At 72.1% G+C, this 25,538-nt stretch carries 20 protein-coding genes; 8 read left to right on the top strand and 12 right to left on the bottom strand.

Annotation, left to right across the window (positions count from 1 at the left end):
* Positions 1-2: 2 nt before the first annotated feature.
* Entirely contained in the window at positions 3-1,214 is a 1,212-nt protein-coding gene (locus AB0G15_RS04340) for an AI-2E family transporter (RefSeq protein WP_362835188.1), read from the bottom strand.
* A 414-nt stretch (positions 1,215-1,628) separates the two neighbouring features.
* Positions 1,629-4,190 (bottom strand): valine--tRNA ligase, encoded by a 2,562-nt coding sequence (gene valS, locus AB0G15_RS04345; protein WP_362835190.1) that lies wholly within the window; start codon positions 4,188-4,190, stop codon positions 1,629-1,631.
* A gap of 82 nt (positions 4,191-4,272) precedes the next feature.
* On the opposite strand from valS, the gene AB0G15_RS04350 reads away from it, so the two are divergent.
* Positions 4,273-4,569 carry a DUF4235 domain-containing protein gene (locus tag AB0G15_RS04350; RefSeq protein WP_362835192.1) on the top strand — a complete coding sequence of 99 codons (297 nt, stop codon included), beginning with the start codon at positions 4,273-4,275 and terminating at the stop codon, positions 4,567-4,569.
* A gap of 228 nt (positions 4,570-4,797) precedes the next feature.
* Here AB0G15_RS04350 and AB0G15_RS04355 read toward each other — a convergent pair whose 3' ends face one another.
* The 5 genes from AB0G15_RS04355 to AB0G15_RS04375 all read right to left on the bottom strand — a co-directional run bounded on the left by AB0G15_RS04355 (position 4,798) and on the right by AB0G15_RS04375 (position 9,992).
* On the bottom strand, positions 4,798-6,237 hold the full coding sequence (locus tag AB0G15_RS04355) for a trehalose-6-phosphate synthase (RefSeq protein ID WP_362835194.1): 1,440 nt from the start codon (positions 6,235-6,237) through the stop codon (positions 4,798-4,800).
* A gap of 55 nt (positions 6,238-6,292) precedes the next feature.
* On the bottom strand, positions 6,293-7,279 hold the full coding sequence (locus tag AB0G15_RS04360) for a hypothetical protein (protein WP_362835196.1): 987 nt from the start codon (positions 7,277-7,279) through the stop codon (positions 6,293-6,295).
* An 81-nt stretch (positions 7,280-7,360) separates the two neighbouring features.
* Positions 7,361-7,660 (bottom strand): DUF4193 domain-containing protein, encoded by a 300-nt coding sequence (locus AB0G15_RS04365; RefSeq protein ID WP_030914836.1) that lies wholly within the window; start codon positions 7,658-7,660, stop codon positions 7,361-7,363.
* A 272-nt stretch (positions 7,661-7,932) separates the two neighbouring features.
* Positions 7,933-9,342: a HAMP domain-containing sensor histidine kinase gene (locus AB0G15_RS04370; protein WP_362835198.1), complete on the bottom strand. Its 1,410-nt coding sequence runs from the start codon at positions 9,340-9,342 to the stop codon at positions 7,933-7,935.
* Entirely contained in the window at positions 9,339-9,992 is a 654-nt protein-coding gene (locus AB0G15_RS04375; protein WP_362835200.1) for a response regulator transcription factor, read from the bottom strand. Before AB0G15_RS04375 ends, AB0G15_RS04370 begins: the two co-directional genes overlap by 4 nt.
* A 222-nt stretch (positions 9,993-10,214) precedes the next feature.
* Between AB0G15_RS04375 and AB0G15_RS04380 the strand changes: the two genes are divergently transcribed.
* Positions 10,215-10,379: a hypothetical protein gene (locus AB0G15_RS04380; RefSeq protein WP_362681299.1), complete on the top strand. Its 165-nt coding sequence runs from the start codon at positions 10,215-10,217 to the stop codon at positions 10,377-10,379.
* 160 nt (positions 10,380-10,539) lie between these two features.
* Here AB0G15_RS04380 and AB0G15_RS04385 read toward each other — a convergent pair whose 3' ends face one another.
* Entirely contained in the window at positions 10,540-11,334 is a 795-nt protein-coding gene (locus AB0G15_RS04385; RefSeq protein ID WP_362681302.1) for an inositol monophosphatase family protein, read from the bottom strand.
* Positions 11,335-11,488: 154 nt separating this feature from the next.
* A complete protein-coding gene (locus AB0G15_RS04390; RefSeq protein ID WP_362835202.1) occupies positions 11,489-13,474 on the bottom strand; it encodes a S9 family peptidase in 1,986 nt (661 codons plus the stop codon).
* Positions 13,475-13,603: 129 nt separating this feature from the next.
* On the opposite strand from AB0G15_RS04390, the gene AB0G15_RS04395 reads away from it, so the two are divergent.
* Entirely contained in the window at positions 13,604-14,569 is a 966-nt protein-coding gene (locus AB0G15_RS04395) for a ferrochelatase (RefSeq protein WP_362835204.1), read from the top strand.
* A 188-nt stretch (positions 14,570-14,757) separates the two neighbouring features.
* Here the strand turns inward: AB0G15_RS04395 and AB0G15_RS04400 are convergent, their stop codons facing one another.
* Positions 14,758-16,194 carry a lytic murein transglycosylase gene (locus AB0G15_RS04400; RefSeq protein WP_362835206.1) on the bottom strand — a complete coding sequence of 479 codons (1,437 nt, stop codon included), beginning with the start codon at positions 16,192-16,194 and terminating at the stop codon, positions 14,758-14,760.
* A gap of 125 nt (positions 16,195-16,319) precedes the next feature.
* On the opposite strand from AB0G15_RS04400, the gene AB0G15_RS04405 reads away from it, so the two are divergent.
* The 3 genes from AB0G15_RS04405 (at position 16,320) to sepH (ending at position 20,800) form a co-directional block, all read left to right on the top strand.
* Positions 16,320-16,745, top strand: a complete 426-nt coding sequence (locus AB0G15_RS04405) for a hypothetical protein (protein ID WP_362835208.1) — start codon at positions 16,320-16,322, stop codon at positions 16,743-16,745.
* Positions 16,746-17,000: 255 nt separating this feature from the next.
* A complete protein-coding gene (locus AB0G15_RS04410; RefSeq protein ID WP_362835210.1) occupies positions 17,001-18,314 on the top strand; it encodes a D-arabinono-1,4-lactone oxidase in 1,314 nt (437 codons plus the stop codon).
* A 599-nt stretch (positions 18,315-18,913) separates the two neighbouring features.
* The gene (sepH, locus tag AB0G15_RS04415) at positions 18,914-20,800 is read left to right on the top strand and encodes a septation protein SepH (RefSeq protein WP_362835212.1); all 1,887 of its coding nucleotides are present in this window, start codon (positions 18,914-18,916) and stop codon (positions 20,798-20,800) included.
* Positions 20,801-20,857: 57 nt separating this feature from the next.
* On the opposite strand, the gene AB0G15_RS04420 is transcribed toward sepH, so the two are convergent.
* The gene (locus AB0G15_RS04420; protein WP_362835214.1) at positions 20,858-22,516 is read right to left on the bottom strand and encodes a PH domain-containing protein; all 1,659 of its coding nucleotides are present in this window, start codon (positions 22,514-22,516) and stop codon (positions 20,858-20,860) included.
* Between the two features lie 317 nt (positions 22,517-22,833).
* A complete protein-coding gene (locus AB0G15_RS04425) occupies positions 22,834-23,469 on the bottom strand; it encodes a PH domain-containing protein (RefSeq protein WP_362835216.1) in 636 nt (211 codons plus the stop codon).
* Positions 23,470-23,711: 242 nt separating this feature from the next.
* Between AB0G15_RS04425 and AB0G15_RS04430 the strand changes: the two genes are divergently transcribed.
* A complete protein-coding gene (locus tag AB0G15_RS04430) occupies positions 23,712-24,698 on the top strand; it encodes an ATP-binding cassette domain-containing protein (protein ID WP_362835218.1) in 987 nt (328 codons plus the stop codon).
* Positions 24,695-25,504, top strand: coding sequence for an ABC transporter permease (locus AB0G15_RS04435; RefSeq protein ID WP_362835220.1), 810 nt, complete (start codon positions 24,695-24,697; stop codon positions 25,502-25,504). The genes AB0G15_RS04430 and AB0G15_RS04435 overlap by 4 nt, the downstream gene beginning before the upstream one ends.
* Positions 25,505-25,538: the final 34 nt, after the last annotated feature.

The following is a 25,538-nucleotide window of genomic DNA, read 5'->3' on the forward strand; positions in this document are numbered from 1 at the left end:
CGTTACCCCCTGGGCTGCGGTGATTCCTCATTCACCGGCTTTCCCGCCGCACCCGGCGGTGCCGGGCTACCGGGATCACCTGGATCGCCGGGATCAGGGCCGCCGGGATCAGGGCCGCCGGGATCGGGCTGCGGTGGCGCCGGTGGCAGGGCCAGGTGGGAGCCGCCCATGAGCTCGGGCAGCGCCCGGTAGATCACCGCGGCCACCGGCACCGCCACGGCGGCCCCGGCGATTCCCGCCAGGATGCCGCCCACCGCCAGCACCAGGATGATCGCCAACGGGTGGAAGTGGAGCACCCTGCCGACGATCAGCGGCTGGAGCACGTGGTTCTCCAGCTGCTGCTCCACGAGCAGGATGCCGAGGAAGATCAGGGCGTAGATCGGGCCCTTGGCGCCGAGGGTGACCAGGGTGGCCACGGAACCGGCGAAGAAGATGCCGACGATGGGGATGAAGCTGGCCAGGAAGATCATCACCGCGAGCGGCGCCCAGAGCGGCACGCCCATCCCCGCGAGCACGATACCCATGATCACGCCGTGCACTGCGGCCACCGCGACCGTGCCCTGCACGTAGTGCGAGAGCGTCACCCAGGCGGCCCGGCCGGCCATGTCGACGCGGGGCGCGACCTCGCCGAAGCCCTTCAGGAACCACGACCAGATCCGGTCGCCGTCCTTGAGCAGGAAGAACGTCACGAACAGCAGCAGCACGATGGAGGCCAGCACCTCCAGCGCCACCGTGGCGCCGGTGAGGACCGTCTGGGTTATCTGGTTGCGCTGGGTGGTGATCTGCTTGCCGATCTCGTCGACCCAGCTGGTGATCTGGGTCGGCTGCAGGTGCAGGGGCCCGGTGTGGAGCCAGTTCTGCACGGTCTTGACCGTCTGGCGCACCTGGTCGACGAGGCCGGGGAACTCGTCGTTGGCGCGCACCCCGATGATCCAGCCGGTGCCGCCGAGCACGGTGAGCGCGATGATCATCGTGAGCCAGGTCGCGTAGATGGGCCGCATGCCCATCGCCCCGAACCGCCTGGTGAGCGGGAACAGCAGCGCGGTCAGCAGGAGCGCGATGGCCACCGGCAGCACCACGATGCGCAACGTCGCGATGAACTGCGCGAAGTAGAAGACGGCCCAGCCGATGATGATCAGGCAGAGGCTCCACATCGCGATGCGCAGCAACGTGCGAGGCACCAGGCTGGTCAGGCGTTCCCGATCGGAGATCACATAATCCAGACTGTCACGCCGGGAAGGGAAATGCGCGAGGGTTTCGAAGCGCCCCCCAGGGTTTCGAGGCGCTCCCCGCGGATGAGTCCGGGGGACTCCAGCCCGCCCGGACCTGCGGCTACGCGCGGGCCCGCGCCGCGGTTGCCCGGCGGCCGGCCGTCGACGCCCGCCGGGAACGCGCCCACCGGCGGGGGCGGCCGCCCGGCCGGGATCGGCGCCCGCCCGGTCAGGGGCGGGCGCTCACCCGGCTGAGGTCAGCGCTCATCCGGCGGGCGGGAGATCACCCTGTCTTCGAGGTAGCAGCTGCAGTTGCCACATCCTGGCGGCATGCCTGTCCTCCTCTCACCTGTCCTGCCTCGACCGTACGGCAGGATTCCCCGACGGCGAGGACAGATTCGCGTGCGCGCCCGCCGGTCAGGTGAGGGTGACCTCCACCAGCAGGTCCCCCTCGCCCTCCCGGAGCACGAACTCGTCGATGACGCCCGCGCCGCACAGGTCGTCCTGCGCCCGGCGCACGAGGTCGGCCCCCGCGCCGGTGACGGTCAGCCGGGCGACCTCCGCGCGCATGGACAGGCGGGCGTCGGACTTGGCCTTGCGGACCCGGCCGAGGACGGCTGCCACCGCGGGCAGCAGCTCGGGATCGCCTTCCCGCTCGCGCGCCTGGGGCCAGGCGGCCCGGTGCACCGAACCCTCACGCCACCAGGACCACACCTCCTCGGTGACGAAGGGCAGGAACGGGGCGAACAGCCGGAGCATGACGTCGAGCGCCTCGCGCAGCGCCGCGTGCGCCGAACGCGCCGCCGCGCCCGCCTCCCCGTTCCCGTCCTCGGCGTCGTCGTAGGCCCTGGCCTTGACCAGCTCCAGGTAGTCGTCGCAGAACTCCCAGAAGAACCGCTCGGTGCGCTCCAGGGCGCGGGTGTAGTCGTAGCCCTCGAACGCCTCGGTGGCCTCGTGGACCACCTCCGACAGCCTGGCCAGCATCGACAGGTCGATCGGTTCGGTGACCTCCCCGCCGCCCTCGCCCAGGCCCAGGACGAACCGGGAGGCGTTCAGGATCTTGATGGCCAGCCGGCGGCCGACCTTGATCTGGCCGGTGTCGAACGCCGTGTCGGTGCCCGGACGGCCGCCGGCCGCCCAGTAGCGGACCGCGTCGGAGCCGTACTGCTCCAGCAGGCCGAGTGGGGTGACCACGTTGCCCCGGGACTTGGACATCTTCTTGCGGTCGGGGTCGAGGATCCACCCGGAGATCGCGACGTGGCTCCAGGGCAGGGTGCCCTGTTCCAGGTGGGCGCGGACCACGGTGGAGAACAGCCAGGTCCGGATGATCTCGTGGGCCTGCGGGCGCAGGTCCATCGGGAAGACCCGCTCGAACAGGTCCCGGTCGCGCTCCCAGCCCCCGGCGATCTGCGGCGTCAGCGAGGAGGTGGCCCAGGTGTCCATGACGTCCGGGTCCGCGATGAAGCCGCCCGCCTTGCCGCGCTGGTCCTCGGTGTAGCCGGGCGGGACGTCGGTGGACGGGTCGATCGGCAGCGCGGACTCGGGCGGCGCGATCGGCGCGGAACGGTCGGGCTCGCCCTCGTCGTCCAGGGGGTACCACACCGGGATGGGCACCCCGAAGAACCGCTGCCGGGAGATCAGCCAGTCGCCCGCCAGCCCCTGCACCCAGCTGTCGTAGCGGACCCGCATGTGCGGCGGGTGCCAGGACAGCTCCGCGCCGCGCGCCAGGAGCGCGTCGCGCAGGGCGAGGTCGCGCCCGCCGTTGCGGATGTACCACTGGCGGGTGGTGACGATCTCCAGGGGCCGGTCGCCCTTCTCGTAGAACTTCACCGTGCGCCTCACGGCGCGCGGCTCGCCCTCCATGTCGCCCGACGCGCGCAGCAGCTCCACGATCCGCTCGCGGGCGCCGTGCACGGTCCTGCCCGCCAGCTCCGCGTACGGCTCCCGCGGCACGCCCTCGGGCGCGTCCGGCAGCAGCCTGCCGTCCCAGCCGATGACGGCGCGGGTGGGCAGGTCGAGCTCGCGCCACCAGACGACGTCGGTGACGTCGCCGAAGGTGCAGATCATCGCGATGCCCGAGCCCTTGTCCGGCTCGGCCAGGTGGTGGGCGAGCACCGGCACCTCGACGCCGAACAGCGGCGTCCTGACCGTGGTGCCGAACAGGGGCCGGTAGCGTTCGTCGTCCGGGTGGGCGACGAGCGCGACGCAGGCGGGCAGCAGCTCGGGGCGGGTCGTCTCGATCCAGACCCGGTCACCGAACCCCCTGGCCCGCTGCTCCTGCGACAGGCCGAAGCCCAGCCGGTGGAAGGCGCCGGGCCACTCGCGGTCCTCCAGCTCGGCCTGGGCGACGGCGGTGCGGAAGGTGACGTCCCACAGCGTGGGCGCCTGAGCCACGTACGCCTCCCCCCTGTCCAGGTTGCGCAGGAAGGCGCGCTGGGAGGCGGTGCGGGCGGCGTCGCCGATGGTGGCGTACGTCAGCGACCAGTCGACCGACAGGCCCAGGCGGCGCCAGAGCTCCTCGAACACCTTCTCGTCCTCGACGGTGAGCCGCTCGCACAGCTCGATGAAGTTTCCGCGCGAGATCGGGATCTGCCGCTTGGGGTCGGGTCTGGCCGGGGGCTCGAACGAGGGGTCGTAGGCGATGGAGGGGTCGCAGCGCACGCCGAAGTGGTTCTGCACCCGGCGCTCGGTGGGCAGGCCGTTGTCGTCCCAGCCCATGGGGTAGAAGACCTCGCGCCCGCGCATGCGCTGGAAGCGGGCGACGGTGTCGGTGTGGGTGTAGGAGAAGACGTGGCCGACGTGGAGGGAGCCGGAGACGGTCGGCGGCGGGGTGTCGATCGAGTAGATCTCCGCGCGCGTGCGGGACCTGTCGAAACGGTAGGTCCCCTCGGCCTCCCAGCGGCCCGCCCATACGGCTTCCAGGCCATCGAGAGTCGGTTTCTCGGGCATGGGCGCAGAGCGCGGTCGCTGTTGTGTCATGCCTCCCTATGGTATGGCTTCACGCGATGCGGCGCTCGGGGAGACTAGTGTTCTTGGGGCGAACCGCAAACGGGAGGACCACATGGCCGACAAGACCGAGAAGCAGGACATGGCGTGGAGGGCCATCGGCGGCCTCCTGGGCCTCGCCACCGCGTGGGGGGCGAAGAAGGCCATCGGGTTCGCCTGGGAGAAGGCCACCGGCAGGAAGCCGCCCGTCGACAACGAGTCCCTGGAGATCAGCCTCGGCGAGGCGATCGGCTACGCCGTGGTGATGGGGGTCGGCATGCAGGTGACGCAGATCATGGTCGCCCGCACCGCCAGGAAGCGCTACGACGCGTGGAAGGCCGTCAAGGACGCCGCCAGGGACGTCACCACCTGACGGCGACCGCACCGCGGGGGCCGCGCTCCCGCCGTGCCTCGCCGCGCCTCTGCCGTGCCCCCGCTGCGGCGCCGCCGTGCCGCCGCCGCTTCGCACGGCCTGGCGGGAGGCCGGAACGACGCGGTCGCACCGGCCCCCTCCGGGGATGTCGCTCCCCGGCGCGGCGAGGCCCGGAGGGACTCGACCGCGCCGGGGCTCCCCGTGTATCCCGGTGATTTCGGCGAGAGGTCAGGAGGGTTCCGGGGACTCCGACGGCTCCAGGGACAGCTGGGAACCCGGGGACGCCGTGGACCCCGAGGACTCCAGCGAGGTGAGGAACTCCTGCGCCCAGCGGTCCACGTCGTAGGTGGACACCCTCCGGCGCAGTGACCGCATCCGGCGTGACAGGTCGTGCGGGGTGGCCCGCATCGCGGTCAGCATCGCCCGCTTGAGGCCGTCGACGTCGTAGGGGTTGACCATGAACGCCTGGCGCAGCTCGTCGGCCGCCCCGGCGAACTCGCTGAGCACCAGGGCGCCGCGCAGGTCGTTGCGGCAGGCGATGTACTCCTTGGCGACCAGGTTCATCCCGTCGCGCAGCGGCGTCACCACCATCACGTCCGCCGCGAGGTAGAGCGCGGCGAGCTCGTCCCGGCCGTACGACTGGTGCATGTACTGCACGGGCTGCTGCCCGAGCTCCCCCTGCTCGCCGTTGATCCGGCCGACCTGGAGCTCGATCGAGTCGCGCAGCCGCATGTACTCCTCGACGCGTTCCCTGCTCGGGGTGGCGATCTGTACGAACGCCGCCTCACCCGGCTTGATCGCCCCCTCGGAGAGCAGCTCGCCGAACGCCTTCAGGCGCTGGCCGATGCCCTTGGTGTAGTCGAGCCTGTCGACGCCGAGCAGCAGGCACTCGGGGTCGCCCAGCTCCGCGCGGATCTCCCTGGCCCTGGCGATGATGTGCGGCTCCCTGACCAGGGAGTCGAGCTCGCCGAAGTCGACGGAGATGGGGAACGCCCCGGCGCGCACCACCCGGTCCCCCACGTAGATCTCGTGCTTGTGGTGCTGGAGACCGAGCAGGCGGCGGCAGAGCCGGATGAAGTTGGACGCGCCGCCGGGGCGCTGGAACCCGACCATGTCCGCGCCGAGCAGGCCCTCGACGATCTCACGCCGCCACGGCAGCTGGGAGAACAGCTCGACCGGCGGGAAGGGGATGTGCAGGAAGAAGCCGATGCGCAGGTCGGGGCGGAGCTTGCGCAGCATGGCCGGGACCAGCTGGAGCTGGTAGTCCTGGATCCACACGACGGCGTTCTCCGCGGCCTCCTCGGCCGCGGCCTCGGCGAAGCGCTCGTTGACGGTGCGGTAGGCCTCCCAGGTGACCCGGGAGTAGACGGGGGCGGCGACCACGTCGTGGTACAGGGGCCAGAGGGTGGCGTTGGAGAAGCCCTCGTAGTAGAGCTCGACCTCGGATTCGGACAGCGGGACGGGGACGAGCTGCATGCCGTCGTGTTCGAAGGGTTCGAGGTTCTCGTCGGGGGCGCCGTGCCAGCCGACCCAGGCCCCCTCCCTGCGCTGCAGGACGGGGGCGATCGCGGTGACGAGGCCGCCGGGACTGCGCCGCCACATGTCCTCACCGACTCGGTCGACGGGGAGACGGTTGGCGACGATCACAAATGCGCTGCGGCCCAGCACAGATTCCTCCAGGTAGTCGGGAGCTTACTGAATTAACTACCCGTTTGAGAGGTTTCTATGACTTGCCAGGCGGGAGGGCACGGTTGACCCTCAGATCGGCCCGTACGACCTCGCCGAGCTTCTTCGTGGCGGCGCGGTTGAGGAATCCTCCGGCCACGGCGCCGGTGAGGAACGGGCCGAAGGTGGTGAGGTGGCGCCCGAGGGTGCGCATCAGCCTGTTTCGCAGGGCGGTCTTGGCCGCGGTGCCCAGGGCGACGGTCATCGTCCCGGGTGCCATGGGGTCGACGCCGCGCTGCTTGGACCAGGCCATCGCGAAGGCCATGGCCCGCTGGGAGCCGGTGCCCGGCACCTGGATCCCGTACACCTCGTGGAGTTCGGCGATGAGCTTCACCTCGATCGCGGCCACGACGAGGGTCTCGGCCACGAGCTGGGCGGGGGCGGAGAGCAGGAGGGGAGGGGCGGCGAACTCGGCGGCGGCGACGGCCCCGCCGATGGCCCCGACCGCCATGGTCGCCTTGGTCGCGGTGCGTACCAGGTCGTCGGCGAGCGCCTCGGAGGTGAGACCGTGATGATGCTCGGAAAGGGTGTGCAGGTCGCGGATGGGGATGCGGGGCGCCACGGCCATGAACACGTCGGTCAGCCAGCGGCCCCGGCCCTCTCCCGACTCCTTGGCCCTCTTCGCCCCTCGCGCCAGTGATTTCGTGAGACGGCCGAGCAGCCGCCGCCGCTCGGCCCCGTCCATGTCCCCCGGCTCGGCGAGCCTGCCGACGAGTTCGGCCACCTCCTGGTCGGACCGGCCGCCCGCGGCCGTCTCCCGATCGGATCCGTCGTCCACGGGCACTTTCCTGCCGGACCCGTCGTCCGCGGCCGCTCCGTGACCAGGCGCGCCGTCCGCGGGCGCCTCCCGGCCGGCCCCGCCGTCCGCGGCCCCCTTGTGATCGGGACCGTCGTCCGCGGCCACTTCGTGATCAGGCGCGCCGTCCGACTCCCCGGCCGTGGAGTCGTCCGGCGCGGCACCGGTCCGCCTGTTCTCTGACGTCATGTCTCGGAACCTCCTCAAGGCTGTCCTGAGGCCCTACCCATACCTGGAAGAGCACACCTCGGACAGGCCATCGGAATCATCTCAAGCCGCGCATTCCCGGCAGATCTGCTGGCCGTTCTTCTCAACGGCGAGTTGACTGCGGTGGTGCACCAGGAAGCAGCGCGCACAGGTGAACTCGTCGGCCTGACGAGGAATCACCCGGAGCGAGAGCTCCTCATTTGACAGGTCCGCGCCCGGCAGTTCGAGCGATTCGGCGAGATCGGTCTCGTCGATGTCGATGCTGCCCGAGGACTTGTCGGTACGGCGGGCCTGCAGTTCCTGAAGACTGTCCTCGCTGAGGTCGTCGTCGGTCTTGCGTGGGCTGTCGTAATCGGTAGCCATCGGTCTGCTCCATCCCCCTCATCTATCTGTCTGCGCTCACTCGCGCGTGTGTAACGTTCGAGAGGCACGACTTGTGCCCGATCCGCCAGAGAGATTCCTGCTTCGGTACCCTGCCGGAATGGTCACTGAACCTCCCTACACGTGAGGGACGTACTGCCAATGGCCACGGTTAGCCAAATATGGCGTAAACCACAGCATCGGCGGCATGCACCACCGTGTTCGACGGCACATCCAACCACATGTACGGCGTGAACGAGACGCCCCCCGCCGGATCAACGTGACTGAAGTCGCACGGTGACCACCAGACCCCCTCCGTCCCTGGGTATGGCGGTCACGTTGCCCCCGTGGGCGCGCACGACCGCGCGGACGATGGACAGCCCGAGCCCCGCCCCCTTGTCCGAGTCGACCCGGTCGGCGTTGAGCCGCCGGAACGGCTCGAAAAGGCTGTTCACCTCGTACGCGGGCACATGCGGCCCCGTGTTGGCCACCTGAACAACCAAGGCACCCTCCACCATTCCCGTCCTGACCCACAGACGTCCGGAATCGGAGAGATTGTGCTTTATCGCGTTCTCCACCAGGTTGGCCACGCACCGCTCGAGCAGCACCGGATCGCCGACGGTCTCGGCGCTGCGAAGCTCGGGGATCACGGTGACCCCGGCCTCCTCGGCCCGCGCGGCGAGCTGGTCGACGACGGTCTCGGCCACGTCCTTCATGTCCACCGGCTTGCGCACGCTCAGCTCGCGCTCGCTGCGGGCCAGCAGCAACAGGCCCTCGATCAGGCGCTCGTTGCGGGCGTTGACCTCCAGGAGCGTGCGGCCCAGCGCCTTCAGGTCGCCCGACGCCTCCGGATCGCCCAGGGCGATCTCCAGGACCGTCCGGTTGATCGTCAGGGGGGTGCGGAGCTCGTGCGAGGCGTTGGCCACGAACCTTCGTTGTGTGTCGAAGGCCACATTGAGCCTGGTCAGCATCGCGTCGAAGGTGTCGGCCAGCTCCTTCAGCTCGTCGTCGGGCCCCTTGAGGTCGATCCGCTCGTGGGCGAGCGTGGAGCTCGACAGCTTGCGGGCCGTGGCGGTCATCTGCTGGATGGGCTTGAGCGCCCGGTCGGCGACGATGTAGCCGATGATGACGGCCAGGATGCCGACCCCCAGCAGGGCCAGCAGCGAGCGGGCCAGCAGTTCCCGCTGCGCCCCGGAGATCGCGGCGTGCTGCTGCCAGTACCACTGCTGCTTGAAGATGGCCGCCGCCTCCGGCCCCACGAGCTCCCGCAGCTCGTCGTACGGGAAGGGCGGCCACCCTGAGGAGAGCGCCCAGCCCACCATCAGGTAGATCACGGCCATCAACAGGGCGCCGGCGATGAAGAACAGCGCGGCGTAGGTGAGGGTCAGCCGCCACCTGATGCTGAGCCGGTCCACGATCGCCCGCAGCCGGTCCAGCGGGGTCCGCGGCGCCGGGGCGGCACCCACCGGGGGCGGCCCGTCCCACGCGGGCGGGCCGACCGGCGGCGGGGGCCGGTCGGCCGGCCTCTCCTCCCTCTCGGGGGATCCGGACTCCAGCCGCTCGCTCTTCCAGGCGCCCCGCTCGGAGTGGGGGCTGATCATCGGATGGGTCGGCACCGACTCGCGGTTCTCGCCCACCGGGACGAACGTCGGGCGTTCCTCTCCCCCGCCTGCCGGAGTGCTCACAACTTGTACCCGACCCCGGGCACCGTCTCGATCACCTGAGGCTCGCCCAGTTTCTTCCTCAGCGTCATCATGGTGACGCGCACCACGTTGGTGAACGGGTCGATGTTCTCGTCCCACGCCTTGTCCAGCAGGTCCTCCTGGCTGACGACCGCGCCCTCGGCGCGCATCAGCTCCTCCAGGACCGCGAACTCCTTCTTGGTGAGCGCGACCTCACCGCCGTTCCTGGTCACCAGCCGCTTGCCCGGGTCCAGGCGGACCCCCGACCGCTCCAGCACCGGCGGCAGCGCCGGGGCGGAACGGCGGCCCAGCGCCCGCACCCGCGCGACCAGCTCGATGAACACGAAGGGCTTGGCCAGGTAGTCGTCGGCGCCCAGCCCCAGCCCCTCCACCTTGTCGTCGACGTCACCGGAGGCGGTCAGCATGAGGATCCTGGACGCGGTACGGGAGGCCACGAGGCGGCGGCAGACCTCGTCGCCGTGGACCTTGGGCAGGTCCCTGTCCAGGACGATGACGTCGTAGTCGATGTATCCCGTCCGCTCCAGCGCCCCGGCGCCGTCGTAGGCCACGTCCACGGCCATCGCCTCGCGCCGGAGCCCGGTCGCGATCGCGTCGGCGAGCACCCGCTCATCCTCCACCACAAGCACTCGCACGGCTTATGGCACCTCCCGTCACATTCCCTGAGCAACCGCCGGCCCGGCTCCCCATTCTCCCCTCACCACCTGTAAGCACACGGTAAGGCCCTCACGAGAGGGGGCACTCCGTGTGATGTCGGGAACACACAGGTTTAGCTCGTGGTTCACCCTGGGTACAGCCGGTTCCAGTCTCTATCGCGGTACCTTCCGTCCCCATGAGCCCGTGAGAAAGAAGGTGAGATGGGCGAGTTCACCACCACAATCGAACACCGCCTCGACCAGGCACGCAGGAATTTGCAGGAGGCCAGGACCTCCGGCGACGACTACCTCGCCGACACCTTCACCGCCGAGATCGAGGATCTCCACCGTCTGGCCACAGACAACGGCGTCCCCATTCAGCGCTGATGGGAAGGAGCCCCCCGGCCCACCGGCCGGGGGGCTTTTTCGTGCCCTCTTCCCCTCGCCTTCCCCCCGCCCCGTTCCTCTCCCCTCGCCCCGTCGATCGGGAGCCGGGAGCCGGGAGCCCTCACGACCGGGGCGGACGTCCGGGCGGGGGAGCCCGGGGTCAGGCGTCGCGTTCCGGGTCGAGCGGGAGCAGCAGGTCGTGCAGTTCCTCGAACAGGCCGGGTGCCGCGCACAGGGTGAGACCGGGGCCGGCCGGCCTGCCCTCCAGCCCGCCGACCCTGGCCCCCGCCTCCGCGGCGATGAGCCCGCCGGCCCCGTAGTCCCAGTACTGGGGGCCGCGCTCGTAGTAGCCGTCCACCCGCCCCGCCGCCACCGCGCACAGGTCGGAGGCGGCCGAGCCGCCCCTGCGGATGTCGCGCACCCGGGGCAGCACGTGGCGGAGCACCTCCGCCTGCACCTCGCGCCGCCCGCTCTCGTAACCGAACCCGGTGGCGATCAGCGCCCGCTCCAGCGGCACGCCGGTGTTGCAGCTCAGGCGCTCCCCCGCCAGCCACGCGCCCCCGCCCCTGACGGCGGTGAACACCTCGCCGCGGGGCACGACGTTGACCACTCCCGCGATGACCTCGCCGTCCACCTCGACCGCGATGCTGACCGCCCACTCGGGCACCCCGTACAGGAAGTTGACCGTCCCGTCGATCGGGTCGACGACCCAGCGGACCCTGCCGTCGCCGGTGGGACCACCCTCCTCGCCGAGGATCGCGTCGTCGGGCCTGACCGCCTTGATCCTGTCTCGGATGAGCTCCTCCGAGGCCCGGTCGAGGGCGGTCACCACGTCGGTGGGGCTGGACTTGGTAGCCAGCACCTCGGGGCGGGGCGGCCGCTTGGCCAGCAGCATCTCGCCGGCCTCCCTGGCGATCTCCTCCGCCAGCCGGCCGAAGGTCACGGCGCTGTCCACGATCCGCTCCTCACTCGTTCCAACGGATCCACGATGGCACCCGCCGCCCCCATGTGCCCAGCCGGGCGCACCGCATTCCCCGCTCGTCCCGCCCGTCCCCGGGTCCTCCGTGGCCGCTCCCGCCGCACGGCGACCCCCGCTCGCCGCGCCGGGCTCACGACAGCGACTCCGGGCGCTTCCACTCGCGCCCGAGGACGTGCTGGGCGAGGAAGGCCAGGACGGTCTCGTACCAGACGACCGCGTTGCCCGGCTTGAGCACCCAGTGGTTCTCGTCGGGGAAGTACAGGAACTTCGACTCCACCTCCGAGCGCTGCAGGTCCCACCACAGGCGCAGCGCCTCCCCGATGGGCACCCGGTAGTCCTTGTCCCCGTGGACGACCAGCATCGGGGTGGAGATGTTCTCCAGCGACAGGTGCGGGGAGAGCTTCGCGTACAGGCTGGTTCCCGGGGAGCCGAACTCGCGCTGCCAGTACATGGACGCGTCGGTGGTGCCGGCGAACTGGTCGAGGTTCCAGAGCGAGGCGTGGGTGACGATCGCCTTGAACCTGCCGGTGTGCCCGGCGACCCAGTTGGCCATGTAGCCGCCGAACGAGCCGCCCATGGCGGCGGTCCTGGCGGGGTCGACCTGGGGCAGCTCCAGGGCGGCGTCGGTGATCGCCATCAGGTCGGCGTGGGTCCGCGGGCCCCAGTCGGCCCAGCCGCGCCGGATCATGTCCGGTCCGTAGCCGGTGGACAGGCACGGATCAGGCAGCAGCACGGCGTAACCGTGCTGGGCCATGATCCACGGGTTCCAGCGCCAGGACCAGTCGTTCCAGCTGGACAGCGGGCCGCCGTGGATCCACAGCAGGAGCGGGGCGGGGTTCTCCGCCGAGGCGCCCTCCGGCAGCACCAGCCAGGCCCTGATCTCCGCGCCGTCGTCGGCGGTCACGGTGACCTCGGTGAGCGTGCCGGGCAGCTCCGGCTCGGGGGCGGGGGAGGCGAGCTTCCCGACCGTGCCGTCCGGGGCCACCCTGACCGGGGCCGCGGGAGCGTCCACGGCGCTGCGCAGCGCGTAGACGGCCCCGTCGGGCGCGACGTTGAGCGAGGAGTAGGCGGCGTCGTCGGAGGTGAGCCGCTCCGGCGCGGACCCGTCGGCCGGGACCCGGAAGACCGGGCGGCGGCCGCGGTCGTCGGCGGCCACGAACAGCGAGCGGGAGTCGGGTGCCCAGGCGATGTCGGACGGCCAGAGCTCGCCGCCCGCCGGGTGGCCCTCTCCGGTGGCCATGTCGACGATCCACAGGGTGCTCTCGGGGATCCGGTCGATGTCGGCGTGGTTGTTCCTGACGCACGCGACCAGGCGCCCGTCGGGGGAGATCTTGACCGGCCCGTCGAAGTCGTGGTCGTCCGCGGCGGCCAGGACCCGCCGGGCGCCGCCGTCGTCCGTGTCGATGGCGACCAGCTCGAAGCGGAGCTCGCCCCGCGGCATCGGCACGCCCCAGGTCGTCACGACCGTGGAGCCGTCGGGTGTCACGTCGCACGCGCTGTGGCCGGACAGCGCCTTGCCCGGCTGCGGGGTGAGGTCCCTGACCTCGGCCAGCCGCTCGCCGTCGCCCAGGGTGCCCGCGAACAGCCGGGGCTCCCCGGGGCCGAGGTCGTGATCCCAGTAGCGCACCGGGTAGCTCTCGTGCAGGATCGCGCTGATCCCCGAGTCCTTGCGCGTCTTGCGCCGCTCGGCCTCGTCCGCCTCGTCGCCGGGGAGCACGTCGGAGCCGAAGACCACGGTCTTCCCGCCGGTCACGAACCCGGCGATGCCCCCCGGCCTGGAGGCGACCTGCCGGGCCTCGCCACCCGCCGCGGGCAGCAGCCAGAGCGCGGGGACCTCCTCGTCGGTCTCCTTGACGGTCGGGTCGGGCCGGCGCGAGCCGAAGAGCAGGTCGCCGCCCTGCGTGAACGCGGTCCCGGCCTCGCCCTTGACGGATCTGGTCAGCCGGTACGGCCGGCGGCCGTCGAGAGGGATCTCCCACAGGGAGGTCCCGTAGGATCTCCCGTCGGGATCGAGCGCCTGCACCACGCTGACCAGACGCGCTCCGTCGAGGGATAGCCGCAGGGATGCCACCCGCGGCACGCCGACATAATCGCGGATGTCGTTAAATGGGGTCACGGTTTCGAACCTACCTCGGCAATCGTCTCCGAACATGCATCCGAACATGCATCCACAAACCTTGTTGATAACGAACTACTCGAGGTGACCAGGCAAGAGGACACCCCGGCATGCGGTTTGATGAATGCCATGGGGAATTACGACGCGCTTCTCGTCGTCTCGTTCGGGGGACCCGAGAAGCCGGACGACGTGATGCCGTTCCTGGAGAACGTGGTCCGGGGCAGGGGGATCCCGCGCGAGCGGCTGTTGGAGGTCGAGGCGCACTACCAGCGCTTCGGCGGGGCCAGCCCGATCAACCAGCAGTGCCGCGACCTGATCGCGGCCGTGGAGCCGACCGTCGACCTTCCGGTCTACTGGGGCAACCGCAACTGGCATCCCTACCTGGAGGACACGCTCCGCCGGATGGCGTCCGACGGGGTGCGCAGGGCCGCGGCCTTCGTCACCTCCGCCTACAGCTCGTACTCGGCCTGCCGCCAGTACATCGACGACATCGCGCTGGCCAGGGCCGCGGTCGAGGGCGCCCCGGAGGTCGTCAAGCTCCGGCACTACTTCGACCACCCCGGGTTCGTCGCGGCGATGGCCGACCACACCCGCGAGGCCCTGGACCGGCTGCCCGCCGGGCTCCGGGACTCCGCGCGGCTGGTCTTCACCGCGCACAGCATCCCGACCTCGATGGCCGTGACGGCCGGACCCGGCGGCGGGGCGTACGAGGCGCAGCTGCGCCGGGCGGCGGCGCTGATCACCGCCGAGGTGAGCGGCGGCGACAGGGAGTGGGACCTGGTCTGGCAGAGCCGGAGCGGCGCCCCGCACATCCCGTGGCTGGAACCCGACGTCTGCGACCACCTGCTTGAGGTCGACGCCCCGGCGGTGGCGCTGGTGCCGATCGGCTTCGTCTCCGACCACATGGAGGTCGTCTACGACCTCGACGTGGAGGCCGCGGAGACGGCGAGGAAGATCGGCCTGCCGCTGGTCAGGGCGTCCACGGCCGGCACCCACCCGCGGTTCGTCTCGATGGTCGGGGAGCTGCTCGCCGAGCCCGAGCCCGTCGCGTGCGCGGCCACCTGCTGCCCGGCCCCGCCGCGCCGCCGCGGGTGACCGCGCGGCCGGTCGCGGGGCCGTGGGCGGTCGCGCGGCCGCGAGTGGTCGCGGCACGGCCGGTCGCGGGGCCGTAGGCGGTCATGGCACGGCCGGTCACGGGGCCGCGAGTGGTCGCGGGCGCGGTCGGGCACGGCCGGTCACGGGCACGGCCGGTCACGGGTGCTCCGGAGACGGGCGCGGGCGCCTCAGGGGTAGGCGGCGGCGTAGCCGCGGGAGATGCCCATGACCTTGGCGACGTACGACCAGGAGTGGTTGTAGAACCAGACGGCCTTCTCCAGCTTCTTGCCGCCCCGGCCCGCCCCGTTGGCGCACAGGTAGTTGGCCGCGCCGGGGACCGCGTCGTAGGGGTTCCAGATGTCGGCGATGCCGTCGCCGTCGCCGTCCACCCCGTAGGCCTTCCAGGTGGCGGGCATGAACTGCATCGGTCCCTGCGCGCCCGCCGAGGAGGGGCCGTTGTTGCGCCCGTGCGAGCTCTCCACCTGGCCGATCGCGGCCAGGACCGTCCAGGAGAGCCCCGGGCAGACTCCGGCCGCCTTGCGGTAGAGCTCCAGGTAGCTGCCCGGCCTGCCGATCGCGACCCGCCGCACCCGGCCGGCGCCCGCCCTGCCGGTCGTCGCGCCGGTGGTGGGCTTCAGGGTGGGTTTCACCGTACGGGCACCGCCGACGGCGACCACCTGGGAACCCGGGCCCAGCAGCCTGCCCACCCGGGTCCTGAGGACGCCGGCGGCCCTCTCCGAGCTGTGCACGAGCAGCGCCACGCCCGGCAGCAGGCCCAGCCTGCGGCCGGTCTCCTCCCCCACGATGCCGTCCACACCGGGCAGGCCGAACCCGGCGGAGGCCGCGGCCCGGAGCCGGGGGCCGCCGTCCACCTGGTACTCCGAGCCGAGGACCAGTCCGAGGCGGCGTGCCGCCGCGCTGTCGGCGACGAACTCCCCTCTGGCGAGAGCGTTCCAGATCCCCTGCTGTTCGGCGACGGCCCTGGGGGCCCACGCACGGAAGCGGGCCGGATCGACCGCGATGAGGTTGAGCCCGATCCCGGACACCTTGACCGCCCCTCCGTCGAAGGAGTCGACCTTCTGGACGTACTTGAGCCGGGAGATGTCCTCCTTGGTCTGCTCGGTCAGCGTCGAGGGGGAGATCACCAGCAACCTGGGCGGGGTGGAGACGGGTCCGGGAGTTCCCGTCGTCCCCGGTTCGGGGACGGGGGTCCGCCCGGCTTCCGGCCCGGGGGTCGGCCCCGGGGAGGCGGGGTCGCTCGAGCCCGAATCCCGCGGGTCCGGGTTCCGCGGGCCTGAACTCCGCAGGTCCTGGCTCTGCGGGGTCTGGTTCTGCGGATCCTGATTCTGCGGAGCCGGGTCCTCTCCGGCCGGAGCGTCCGGATTCGGCTCGGGGCTCGGGTCCGGGTTCGCCGGGACCGTGGGAGAGCCGGTCACCGGCGCGATCGCCGCCAGGTCCCGGATGCGGGACTCCACGACGGCGCTCTCACCGGAGGCCGCGGAGGCCGCGGGAGCGGAGGGGCGACCGGCGTTGATCACCGCGAGCGCGACGCCGCCGAGGGCGAGAAGGGCGGTCATGACCACTACTACTGGGACGAACAACCGCAACCCGGGAAGACGTGACACCGCGCTCACGTTAGCTCCAACGGACCGTGTCGTGAGCCGTTGCCCGGAAAATCACGTGCCGGTCGGCGGTTCTGTGCGAAATCGTCGGCCCGTTCCACGCGCGCGGGGCGGCAAGGAGACGATCGGTGGCCGGGCCGTACCGGGGGCTCTCCAGCACGCCCGGCGTCAGGGGTTTCGTCGCCGCGGGACTCTTCGGGCGGATACCCATGTCGATGCCCGGCATCGGCGTCATTCTGCTCATCAAGGCGCTCACCGGCTCCTACGCGACGGCGGGCGCGGTCGCGGCCGTCGCCGGCGTCTCCTTGGCCGTCGCGGCCCCGCGGCCGGCCCCGCTGCCGGGGCCTGTCGCGGCCCCGCCGCCGGGGCGCCTGGTGGACAGGTCCGGCCAGGCCAGAGTAGCCATCCCGCCCACCCTGACGCACGGCGCCACGCTGACCGGCATGATGCTCCGCGCCCACCACGGCGCCCCCGCCGGACGCTCTTCGCCACCGGCGTCGCGGCCGGCGCGACCGCGCCCGGCCCGCTCGTGCGCGCCCGCCGGTCGCACCTGACGGCCGGCTCGGGGAGGCCCCGCACGGCGTTCTCCTTCGCCCGGGCCCTGCCGGCCGTGACGATCGGCGTCGGCGGTCCCGCCCGGCTGCGAACCCCTGTCGCCCGGCAGTGGTCGTGAGTATCGTTCATATTCGCTGGCGAACCACACGAACGTGAACCGGCGGCGATCCACCTGATCCCGGGCGGGACTCCCCCACGAGCGGGGCGTCGGCGTCCCCGGACGGCGGGGTGCCGCCCGCGGAGCAGGAGTGACCATGGGCGAGACCTTCCGCAACTGGGCCCGGAACCAGTCCGCCACCCCCGCGGAGGTCCGCGCGCCCGCCTCCGCCGAGGAGGTCGCGCGGGCCGTGCGGGACGCCGCCGCGGCGGGCCGCCGGGTACGCATGACCGGCACCGGCCACTCGTTCACCCCGGTGGCGATCACCGACGGCCTCCTGCTGCGCCCCGGCGCGCTGACCGGGATCCGCGAGACCGGCGACGGCTGGGTGACGGCCGAGGCCGGGACGACGGTCGGCGAGCTCAACCGGGAGCTGCACCGGATGGGCCTGGCCCTGGCCAACATGGGCGACATCGACGCCCAGACCGTGGCCGGGGCCATCCAGACCGGCACCCACGGCACCGGCAGGGACGTCGGCGGGATGGCCGACCAGGTGCTGGCGCTGGAGATGGTGCTCGCCGACGGGGAGATCGTCACGGTCCGCGGCGACGGCGACGGGAAGATCCGCGGGGTGGCCGAGCGGGACCTGTTCGACGCCGCCAGGGTGAGCCTGGGCGCGCTCGGCGTGGTGACCGCGGTGACCTTCCGGGTGGAGCCGGCCTTCCTGCTGCACAGCGTCCGGGAGCCGATGACGCTGACCGCGATCCTCGGCTCCCTCGACGCGCTCGTGGCCGGCAACGAGCACCTCGACTTCTTCTGGCTGCCGCACACCGACACCTGCCTGACCAAGCGCAACAACCGCAGCCCCGGCCCGGCCCGGCCCCCGGCCGCGCTGAAGCACTGGCTCGACAACCACTTCATGGAGAACACCCTGTTCGGCGCGCTGTGCGGGGTCGGCGGACGATACCCGGGCGCCATCCCCCGGCTCAACGCGCTCTCGGCCGCGACGCTGTCGGCCTCGGCCCACACCGACGCTTCGCACCGGGTCTTCACGAGCGTGCGGGAGGTGCGCTTCCTGGAGATGGAGTACGCCATCTCGCGCGAGCACCTCGGCCAGGCCCTCCGCGAGGTCCGCGACCTGCTGGAACGACGGGACTGGAAGATCAGCTTCCCGATCGAGGTGCGGGTCACCCCGGCCTCGGACGCCTGGCTGTCCACCGCCTACGGCAGGGACTCGGCCTATCTCGCCTGCCACGTCTACCGGCCGACACCGAACCCGGCCTACTTCGAGGGCGTCGAGGAGATCATGACGAGGCTCGGCGGCCGGCCGCACTGGGGCAAGCTGCACACCCGCGGCGCGGCCTACCTGGCACAGGTCTATCCCCGTTTCGCTGACTTCCTGGCGGTACGGGATGTTCTTGACCCGGGTCGCACCTTCGCCAACGACCACCTCGACACCGTCCTGGGCTGAGGGACGGCGCCCTGCGGCCCCCCTGCCGCACGGTCCCCGGACCGCGCACCGTTCCCCCGAATCGACCGCTTCTCACCAGCTTTCGGTAAAGGGTGGCGCAAAGGCTCGCTCGAAGAGTGACGCGTCCGCGTGTCCCGCCGTTCCCCGGGCGCGCACGAGGGGCAGATTCGCAGACGCCCGTGCCGTTCGACCCCGAGGGAGTCCGCTGGAGATGACCTTCTCCCGCCGTCCATGTCAGCCGTCGCCGCGTCCCGTCGTCACGGACCGCGACGACCGGCCTCCGCATACCGCCGCAATCGCGGCATACCCATCCTGGACCGGCGGACCGGCCTCACCGCCATCTCCCGGTTCTTGGTGGAAGTCCGCAGCGGTTCCCGGTGTTATCCGTGAGAATCCCTTGAGGACCCCGAAGTTGCTGCTCCAGACCGGTGCCCTGTAATTAGATGAATGGAGCAAATGTGACCGGCGTCACATCGCTGCGAGCCCCATCCAGGAAGGCGATGTTCGGACATGCCGGGTACGGTGCTGGCAGGCAACCGGCACACGCGAGAGACTCAAGGGTCCGGGGGAAGATTGAGCACGACGACGAAGGGACTCGCATGCAGGAGCTCCGACTCGTCGCGGTAAGTGAGGACGGGACCTATCTCGTGCTGGCGACAGCCGGCCGGGGAACCCGGTTCACGCTGCCCGTCGACGACCGGCTCCGTGCTGCCGTCCGCGGCAACTTCTCCCGTCTCGGCCAGTACGAGATCGAAGTGGAGAGTCCGTTGCGCCCCAAGGAGATCCAGGCCCGGATCCGTGCCGGCGAGACCGCGGAGGAGATCGCCAACACGGCGGGAATCCCGGTCGAGCGCGTGCGGTGGTTCGAGGGCCCCGTGCTCCAGGAACGTGAGTACATGGCACAGCAGGCGCAGCGCTGCGCCGTACGCCTGCCCGGCGACTCCGCTCCCGGTCCCACCCTCGGCGACCTGGTCGCCGAGCGGCTGACCCGCCGCGGCGTCCCCGCCGACGAGATCGAGTGGGACTCCGCCAAGCGGGACGACAACATGTGGCGCATCAAGCTCGGTTTCGTGTGGAACGGTCACACGCGCAACGCCGAGTGGCTCTTCGACCCGCGCCGGCGCCACATCACGCCCCACGACGACGAGGCCCTGCGGCTGTCCAGCGGCGAGGACGTCGAATCGTTCGAGGACACCACGGTCACGCCGTTCGTTCCGCGCGTGGCCAAGCTCGCGCCGGTGCCGCCGCTGGCACCCGAGCCGCTGAACCAGCCGCCGGTGGCCTTCCCCTCGGTCCTGCGGCACGAGGCCCCGGTCCAGCCCCGGCCCGCATACGCCCAGGCTGAGCCCTCGGCACCCTCGGCGCCCTCGGCGCCCCCCGCTGCCCCGGCCGCCTACCAGCAGCCGCCCATGCCCCCGCTCCCCGCCGGATACGAGGCGCCGAGGGTGTCGGTGCCGCCGCTGCGCGCTCCCGACCCGGCCGGACACCAGCCGGAAAGGGCCGCCGAGCCCGCCTCCCCCGCGGCCCAGGGTGCCGATCCCGTCACGCGGGTCAGGCCCCCCGAGCCCGTGCTGCCCGAACCCCTCGCCCCGTACCCGCCCCCGTACGAGCCGGCCACCCCGGCCGCGCACGAGCCCGTCACGTACGAGCCGGCCGCGTACGAGCCGGTCACACCGGCCGCGTACGAGCAGATCACCGCCCCGGAGCCGGAGCCCCCGGCGCCCGTCGAGCCGCGGCCCGTCCCGGCGCCGCAGCCCGCCGCGACGGTGGCCGGACCGCCCGCGGTGACCGCGCAGGAACCGGCGCCCGCCGCGCACGGACCCGCCGAGGGGGAACAGGTCGTTGCGCGGGAGCCGTCTCCCGAGCCCGGACCGGCCACTCCCCCCGGGGAGGCGGTCACCGGGCCGGAGCCCGTGGCCGAGCCCGCGGCGGCGAAGGCGCCGGAGGTCGTGCGGGCGCCGGAGGCGGCGAAGACCCCGGAGGTCGTGAAGACTCCAGAGGTCGTGAAGACTCCGGAGGTCGCCGAGGTCGCGAAGCCCTCGCCGCCCCCCGCGGCGGCCACACCCGAGCCGGCCGAGCCCGCTCCGGCCGCCGTCCCGTCCGGCCCCTCCGACCGGCGATCCCCCGCCGCCGGGAAGACCGTCGAGCAGGCTTCCGCGAAAGCGGAGAAGACCGTCGCGGCGAAGGAGACCCCCGCCTCCGAACCCGCGCCGGAGACCGGATCGGCCCAGGAGGGTTCGATAGCTGTACCGGCGGCGCGCGTCAGCGTGGACGAGCGGGCCAAGGCCGAGCCGGGCAGGCAAGAGACACAGGGGGACACGGGGGCAATGCAGGAGACCAAGGTCGAAAAGCCCGCGGCGGAGAAGCCCGCGGAGCCGCCGAAGCCGGCACCGGCTCCGGCGCGGCCTGCCAAGAAGTCCCGGGGACGGCGCGCTTCCGTGCCCACCTGGGACGAGATCATGTTCGGCGCTCGCCGCCAGGACTGACAGCACCGCGTCAGGCGGGGGTGACCGGGACACCGGTCGTCCCCGCCTCGTCGTATGTCAGCCGCCCCCGGCGGCGTCCGGAGCGGTGGGGACGTCAGGAGCGGTGGAGGCGTCCGGGGTGAGGAACGGGGCGAGCCAGGCGGGGGTGACCTCGGCGGCGAAGGCGGGCCCCTCGGCCTCGCCGACGTCGAGGGCCGCGTAGCCGCCGGTGCCCGCCCCCACGCCCGCGGTCACGGTCAGCAGGCCGGCGCGGCGCTGGAACCAGGTCTGGCTCAGGGTCCAGCCGACCACGGCCCGCTCCTCCACCACCGCCTGGGAGCGTCGCAGCGACCCCGACCGGACCGACAGGCGGCTCCCGTCGTACGTGTGGCCGAGGGACCGGTACCGGTCGAGGCCGAGTGGTACGCCCAGCAGCGCGAGGAGCAGGGCGGGCGCCGCGAGCGCCCACCAGAGCCCGGACCACAGCAGGGCGGCCGGCACCGTGCAGGCGGCGATCACCGACCACGGGAAGATCGCCCGGAACAGCCTGCGCCTGCGCGCCGCCGGCGGGTGCGGCCGCAGCCCGGCGGCGATCGGGCCGATCGCCTCGCCCACCACGCCGAGCACGACGTCCCTCGGGGCCACGGGCATCAGCTGGCCCCGGGTCTCCGAGTCGCCGAGACCGGTCACGATCGCCCACGCGCGGCCGAGCCCCGCCCGGCGCTCGGCCGGTCCCTCGACGAACTCGAACCCCCGCACCCTGCGCCGCTCCAGCGACACGCTCCTGCGCGTGATCAGACCGCGCCCGGCGATCAGGTATCCCTCGCCGGCGCGGAGGGTGAAGTCCCAGTTGAACACCGCGTACATGATCACAGCGATCACCGGCATGGCCAGGACCAGCAGCACCGCGGCCGCGATGAGCAGGGGCGGGTGCTGCCAGATCCACTCCCCCGCGCCCACCACGACCCGCCTGTCGATCCTGAACTCGCTGCCCCACTGGAACGCCAGGCCCACGGCACCGGCCACCAGCGCGAACGGGGTCAGCAGGTAGGCGCCGGAGAGGGGGCCGTACGCGAGCCACTTCCTCGGCATCACGAAGAACACCCGGTCGGGGGTCGTGTCGCCCACCTCGTGGCGGGTGGAGGATCCGGCGGCTCCCCTCCGCGACCCGGCGGGCACGCCGGACGTGCCGGACGCACCGGCGGTGAGCTCGGTGGGACCGGAGGCGGCCCCGGCCGCCGAAGCCGCCCCGCGCGCCTGGACACGTCTCGCCGTCCGGGCGCGCGCGTGCCAGAGCAGCACGGCCTTGAGCCGCTCCCCCTCCTCGACGGTGACCCCGTCGAGCTCGCCCTCCTGCTTCTCGTCCCCGCCCGCGCCGGTGTCGATCCGCAGGACGGCGATGCCGAGCAGGCGGTGCAGCGGCGGGGCGCTGACGTCGACGCCGCGGATCCGCTCCAGCGGGATCGTCCGCACCGACCTGCTGATCAGTGACCGGGTGAGTTCCAGCCTGTCGCCGACGATCTGGTAGGTGAAGGTGACCCAGCGCACGGCCGCGAACACGACGGAGCCGACGACGGCCGTGGCCGCCCATCCGAACGACCCGAGGGAGAAACCGCCGAGGAACAGGACACCGGCCAGCGGCAGGAGGAGCGAGGGCAGCATCCTGATCGGATCGGTCAGCAGCACCTTCGGGCTGAGCCGCAGGGGCCTCTCCGTCGGCGTCCTCTCCGCCGGCACGCCTCCCGTCCCCTCCGTACCGGGCGGAACCCGGACCCCTTCCGGTACGGCTCCCGCACCGGCCACGTCACCGCCGTGCGCATGCGGGAGACCCGGCCCGTCACCGCCGGGCACACGCGGGAGACCCGGCCCGTCACCGCCCTGGACGGGCGGGTGGCCCGGCACGCCGCCGGGGGAACCCGGGGCACCGCCGTCGGGGGCGGCCCACGCGCCCGCAGGGGGACCGGCCGGCCCGGCCTGCGGGTCGGAGCCGGCCGGCGGATGCCCGTCAGGCACGTGTGCGGCCGGTGGACGGCTGGAGTCGGAGGAGGATTCGGTCATGTCGCGTCGTCCCTGAGCTCTTCCGCACGGCGGGCGAGGCTCTCGGCCAGCTCGGCGGCGACCTCGTACTCAAGACCCTTGATGGTGGACGAGCCCGCGTGGGAGGCGGTGCGGATCTCGACCGTGGCCAGGCCCAGCAGGCGCTCGAACCAGCCCTGTGCCTTGTCGACCGTCTGGATCCTGCTGACGGGGACGAACACCCATTCCCTGCTGAGCCACCCCGAACGGGCGTAGACGACGTCCCCGCTGAGCTCCCACCGGTGCACGGCGTACCGCCAGAACGGCTCGATGAGCGTGCCGGGGACCAGGAGCAGCACCACCAGCCACGGCAGCCACCGGATGTTGTCGAGCGCCCAGCCCGGCAGCCAGGACCACGGGTCCTCGTCGATCCACCCGGCCAGGAAGAAGGAACCCCCGGCCAGGAGAACGGACCAGAACAGCCCCTCCAGCAACCACAGCACGATGGCCTTGCGGGAGACCGGGTTGGCGGGGGCGCGCAGGGAGACGCCGGTGCGCCCGGGAACGCCGGCGCGGCGCTCACCCGGCAGATCGGCCGCCTTGGCCGTCTTGGCCGCCTTGGCCGCCTTGGCCTCCTCGGAGGCGGCACTGTGCTCATCGGCTCGGTCGCTCACGCTGTCAGCCTAAACGCTCTTGTCCCGGCGGGGCGTTCCGGCCGCGTCACGGTAGGGACTCCTCCGGGCGGGGGGAGGGCGGCCAGGCGGGCCCGGAAACGGGCGCCTCGGCAGGACGTCTCCCGCCGGCCGTTCCCCGGCGATCAATCAGGGTTTCCTCATGTCCGCCCCAGCCGAGGCCCAAAAAGTGTCGGTGCCGCAGTGCATGCTGGAGGTCCGATGATTTCTGAGAGGTGCGGACGATGACCTATGCGATCCAGGCCGAGGGCCTGGTGAAGCGCTACGGGGAGACCCGCGCGCTGGACGGGGTGGATCTCGTCGTGCCACAGGGGCGGCTGCTGGGCGTCCTGGGCCCCAACGGGGCGGGCAAGACCACCGCGGTGCGCATCCTGGCGACCCTGCTGCGTCCCGACGCCGGCACCGCCAGCGTCGGCGGCTACGACGTGATCCGCCAGGCACACCAGGTGCGCTCGCTGATCGGCCTGACGGGCCAGTACGCCGCCGTCGACGAGATGCTCACCGGCGTCGAGAACCTGATGATGATCGGCCGCCTGCTGGGCATGACCCGTGCCGACTCCCGGGCACGCGCGAGCGAGCTGCTGAAGCGCTTCGACCTGTCCGACGCCGGAGGGCGCGCCACCAAGACCTACTCCGGCGGCATGCGCCGCCGCCTCGACCTGGCCGCCAGCCTGGTCGGCCGTCCCCAGGTGCTCTTCCTCGACGAGCCCACCACCGGGCTCGACCCGCGCAGCCGCACCGACCTGTGGAGCGTGGTGCGCGGCCTGATGGCCGACGGCGTCACGGTGCTGCTCACCACCCAGTATCTGGAGGAGGCCGACCAGCTCGCCGACGACATCGTCGTCTTCGACCACGGCAAGGTCATCGCCTCCGGCACCTCCGACCAGCTCAAGGCGACCACCGGTGCCCAGGTCCTGGAGGTGCGCCCCCTGCGGGCCGAGCACCTCGACCTGGTGGGCAAGATCATGGCCGACGTGCTGGGCGAGGCGCCCGACCTCGGCGGGGGCAGGGCCACCGCCCCCGTCCACGACCCCGCCGTCGTCCCCGCGATCGTGCGCCTCCTCGACGACCAGGGCGTCATCGCCTCGGAGCTCGCGCTGCGCAAGTCCAGCCTGGACGAGGTCTTCCTGTCCCTCACCGGCCGCCTGCCGGACGACGAGAGCGCCCCCGACGACGAGGGCACCCCCCGGAAAGAAGAGGCCTTCGCATGACCACGCTGACGACGACCATCCCGCAGGTGGCCGCCAAGCGCGTCACTCCCCTGGCCACGCTGCAGCAGACCACGACACTGGCCTGGCGCAGCCTGGTCCAGATCAAGCACAACCCGTGGGAGCTGCTGGATCTGAGCATCCAGCCCATCATGTTCCTGCTGCTGTTCACCTACGTCTTCGGTGGCGCCATCTCCGGATCCACCGGCGACTACCTGCAGTTCGCCCTGCCCGGCCTGCTCGTGCAGAACGCCCTGTTCTACACGCTGTCCACCGCGATCGGTCTCAACACCGACATCACCAAGGGCGTCTTCGACCGGCTGCGCAGCCTGCCCATCGCCCGCACCGCGCCCCTGTCGGGGCGCATCATCGCCGACACCGTCAAGCAGGTGTGGGCGTTCGCCCTGCTGATCGGTTTCGGCATGGTGCTGGGCTTCCGGGTGACCACCAGCGTCTTCGGCCTGCTGGGTGCGCTGGCCCTGCTGGTCGTGGTCGCCCTGGCGATGTCCTGGATGTCGGTGCTGATCGGCCTGAAGGCCTCCAGCCCCGAGAAGGTGCAGATGATCTCCTTCTCCACGATGATGCCGCTCACCTTCACCAGCAGCGCGCTGGTGCCCTCCGCCACCTTCCCGTCCTGGCTGAAGACCTGGTCGGACATCAATCCCGTCACGCACCTGGCGGACGCCATCCGCGGTCTGCTCATCGGCGGCGACGTCGGCCAGGCGACCTTCTTCTCGCTGCTCTGGGCCGCTGGTTTCGCCGTGGTCTTCGCCCCGCTGGCGATCCGGGCATTCCGCAGCCACGTCTAGTCTGTCGGCAGGCCGGGCTCGGGGGTGACGCCCG

It is taken from the genome of Streptosporangium sp. NPDC023825 (assembly GCF_040639575.1).
In the GTDB taxonomy this organism is placed as follows: domain Bacteria; phylum Actinomycetota; class Actinomycetes; order Streptosporangiales; family Streptosporangiaceae; genus Streptosporangium.

Excerpts from the sequence above, each read along its gene's own strand:
- valS (WP_362835190.1), bottom strand. The coding sequence starts at position 4,190 with ATGACACAACAGCGACCGCGCTCTGCGCCCATGCCCGAGAAACCGACT.
- AB0G15_RS04350 (WP_362835192.1), top strand. The coding sequence starts at position 4,273 with ATGGCCGACAAGACCGAGAAGCAGGACATGGCGTGGAGGGCCATCGGC.
- AB0G15_RS04360 (WP_362835196.1), bottom strand. The coding sequence starts at position 7,279 with ATGACGTCAGAGAACAGGCGGACCGGTGCCGCGCCGGACGACTCCACG.
- AB0G15_RS04365 (WP_030914836.1), bottom strand. The coding sequence starts at position 7,660 with ATGGCTACCGATTACGACAGCCCACGCAAGACCGACGACGACCTCAGC.
- AB0G15_RS04380 (WP_362681299.1), top strand. The coding sequence starts at position 10,215 with ATGGGCGAGTTCACCACCACAATCGAACACCGCCTCGACCAGGCACGC.
- AB0G15_RS04395 (WP_362835204.1), top strand. The coding sequence starts at position 13,604 with ATGGGGAATTACGACGCGCTTCTCGTCGTCTCGTTCGGGGGACCCGAG.
- AB0G15_RS04410 (WP_362835210.1), top strand. The coding sequence starts at position 17,001 with ATGGGCGAGACCTTCCGCAACTGGGCCCGGAACCAGTCCGCCACCCCC.
- sepH (WP_362835212.1), top strand. The coding sequence starts at position 18,914 with ATGCAGGAGCTCCGACTCGTCGCGGTAAGTGAGGACGGGACCTATCTC.
- AB0G15_RS04430 (WP_362835218.1), top strand. The coding sequence starts at position 23,712 with ATGACCTATGCGATCCAGGCCGAGGGCCTGGTGAAGCGCTACGGGGAG.
- AB0G15_RS04435 (WP_362835220.1), top strand. The coding sequence starts at position 24,695 with ATGACCACGCTGACGACGACCATCCCGCAGGTGGCCGCCAAGCGCGTC.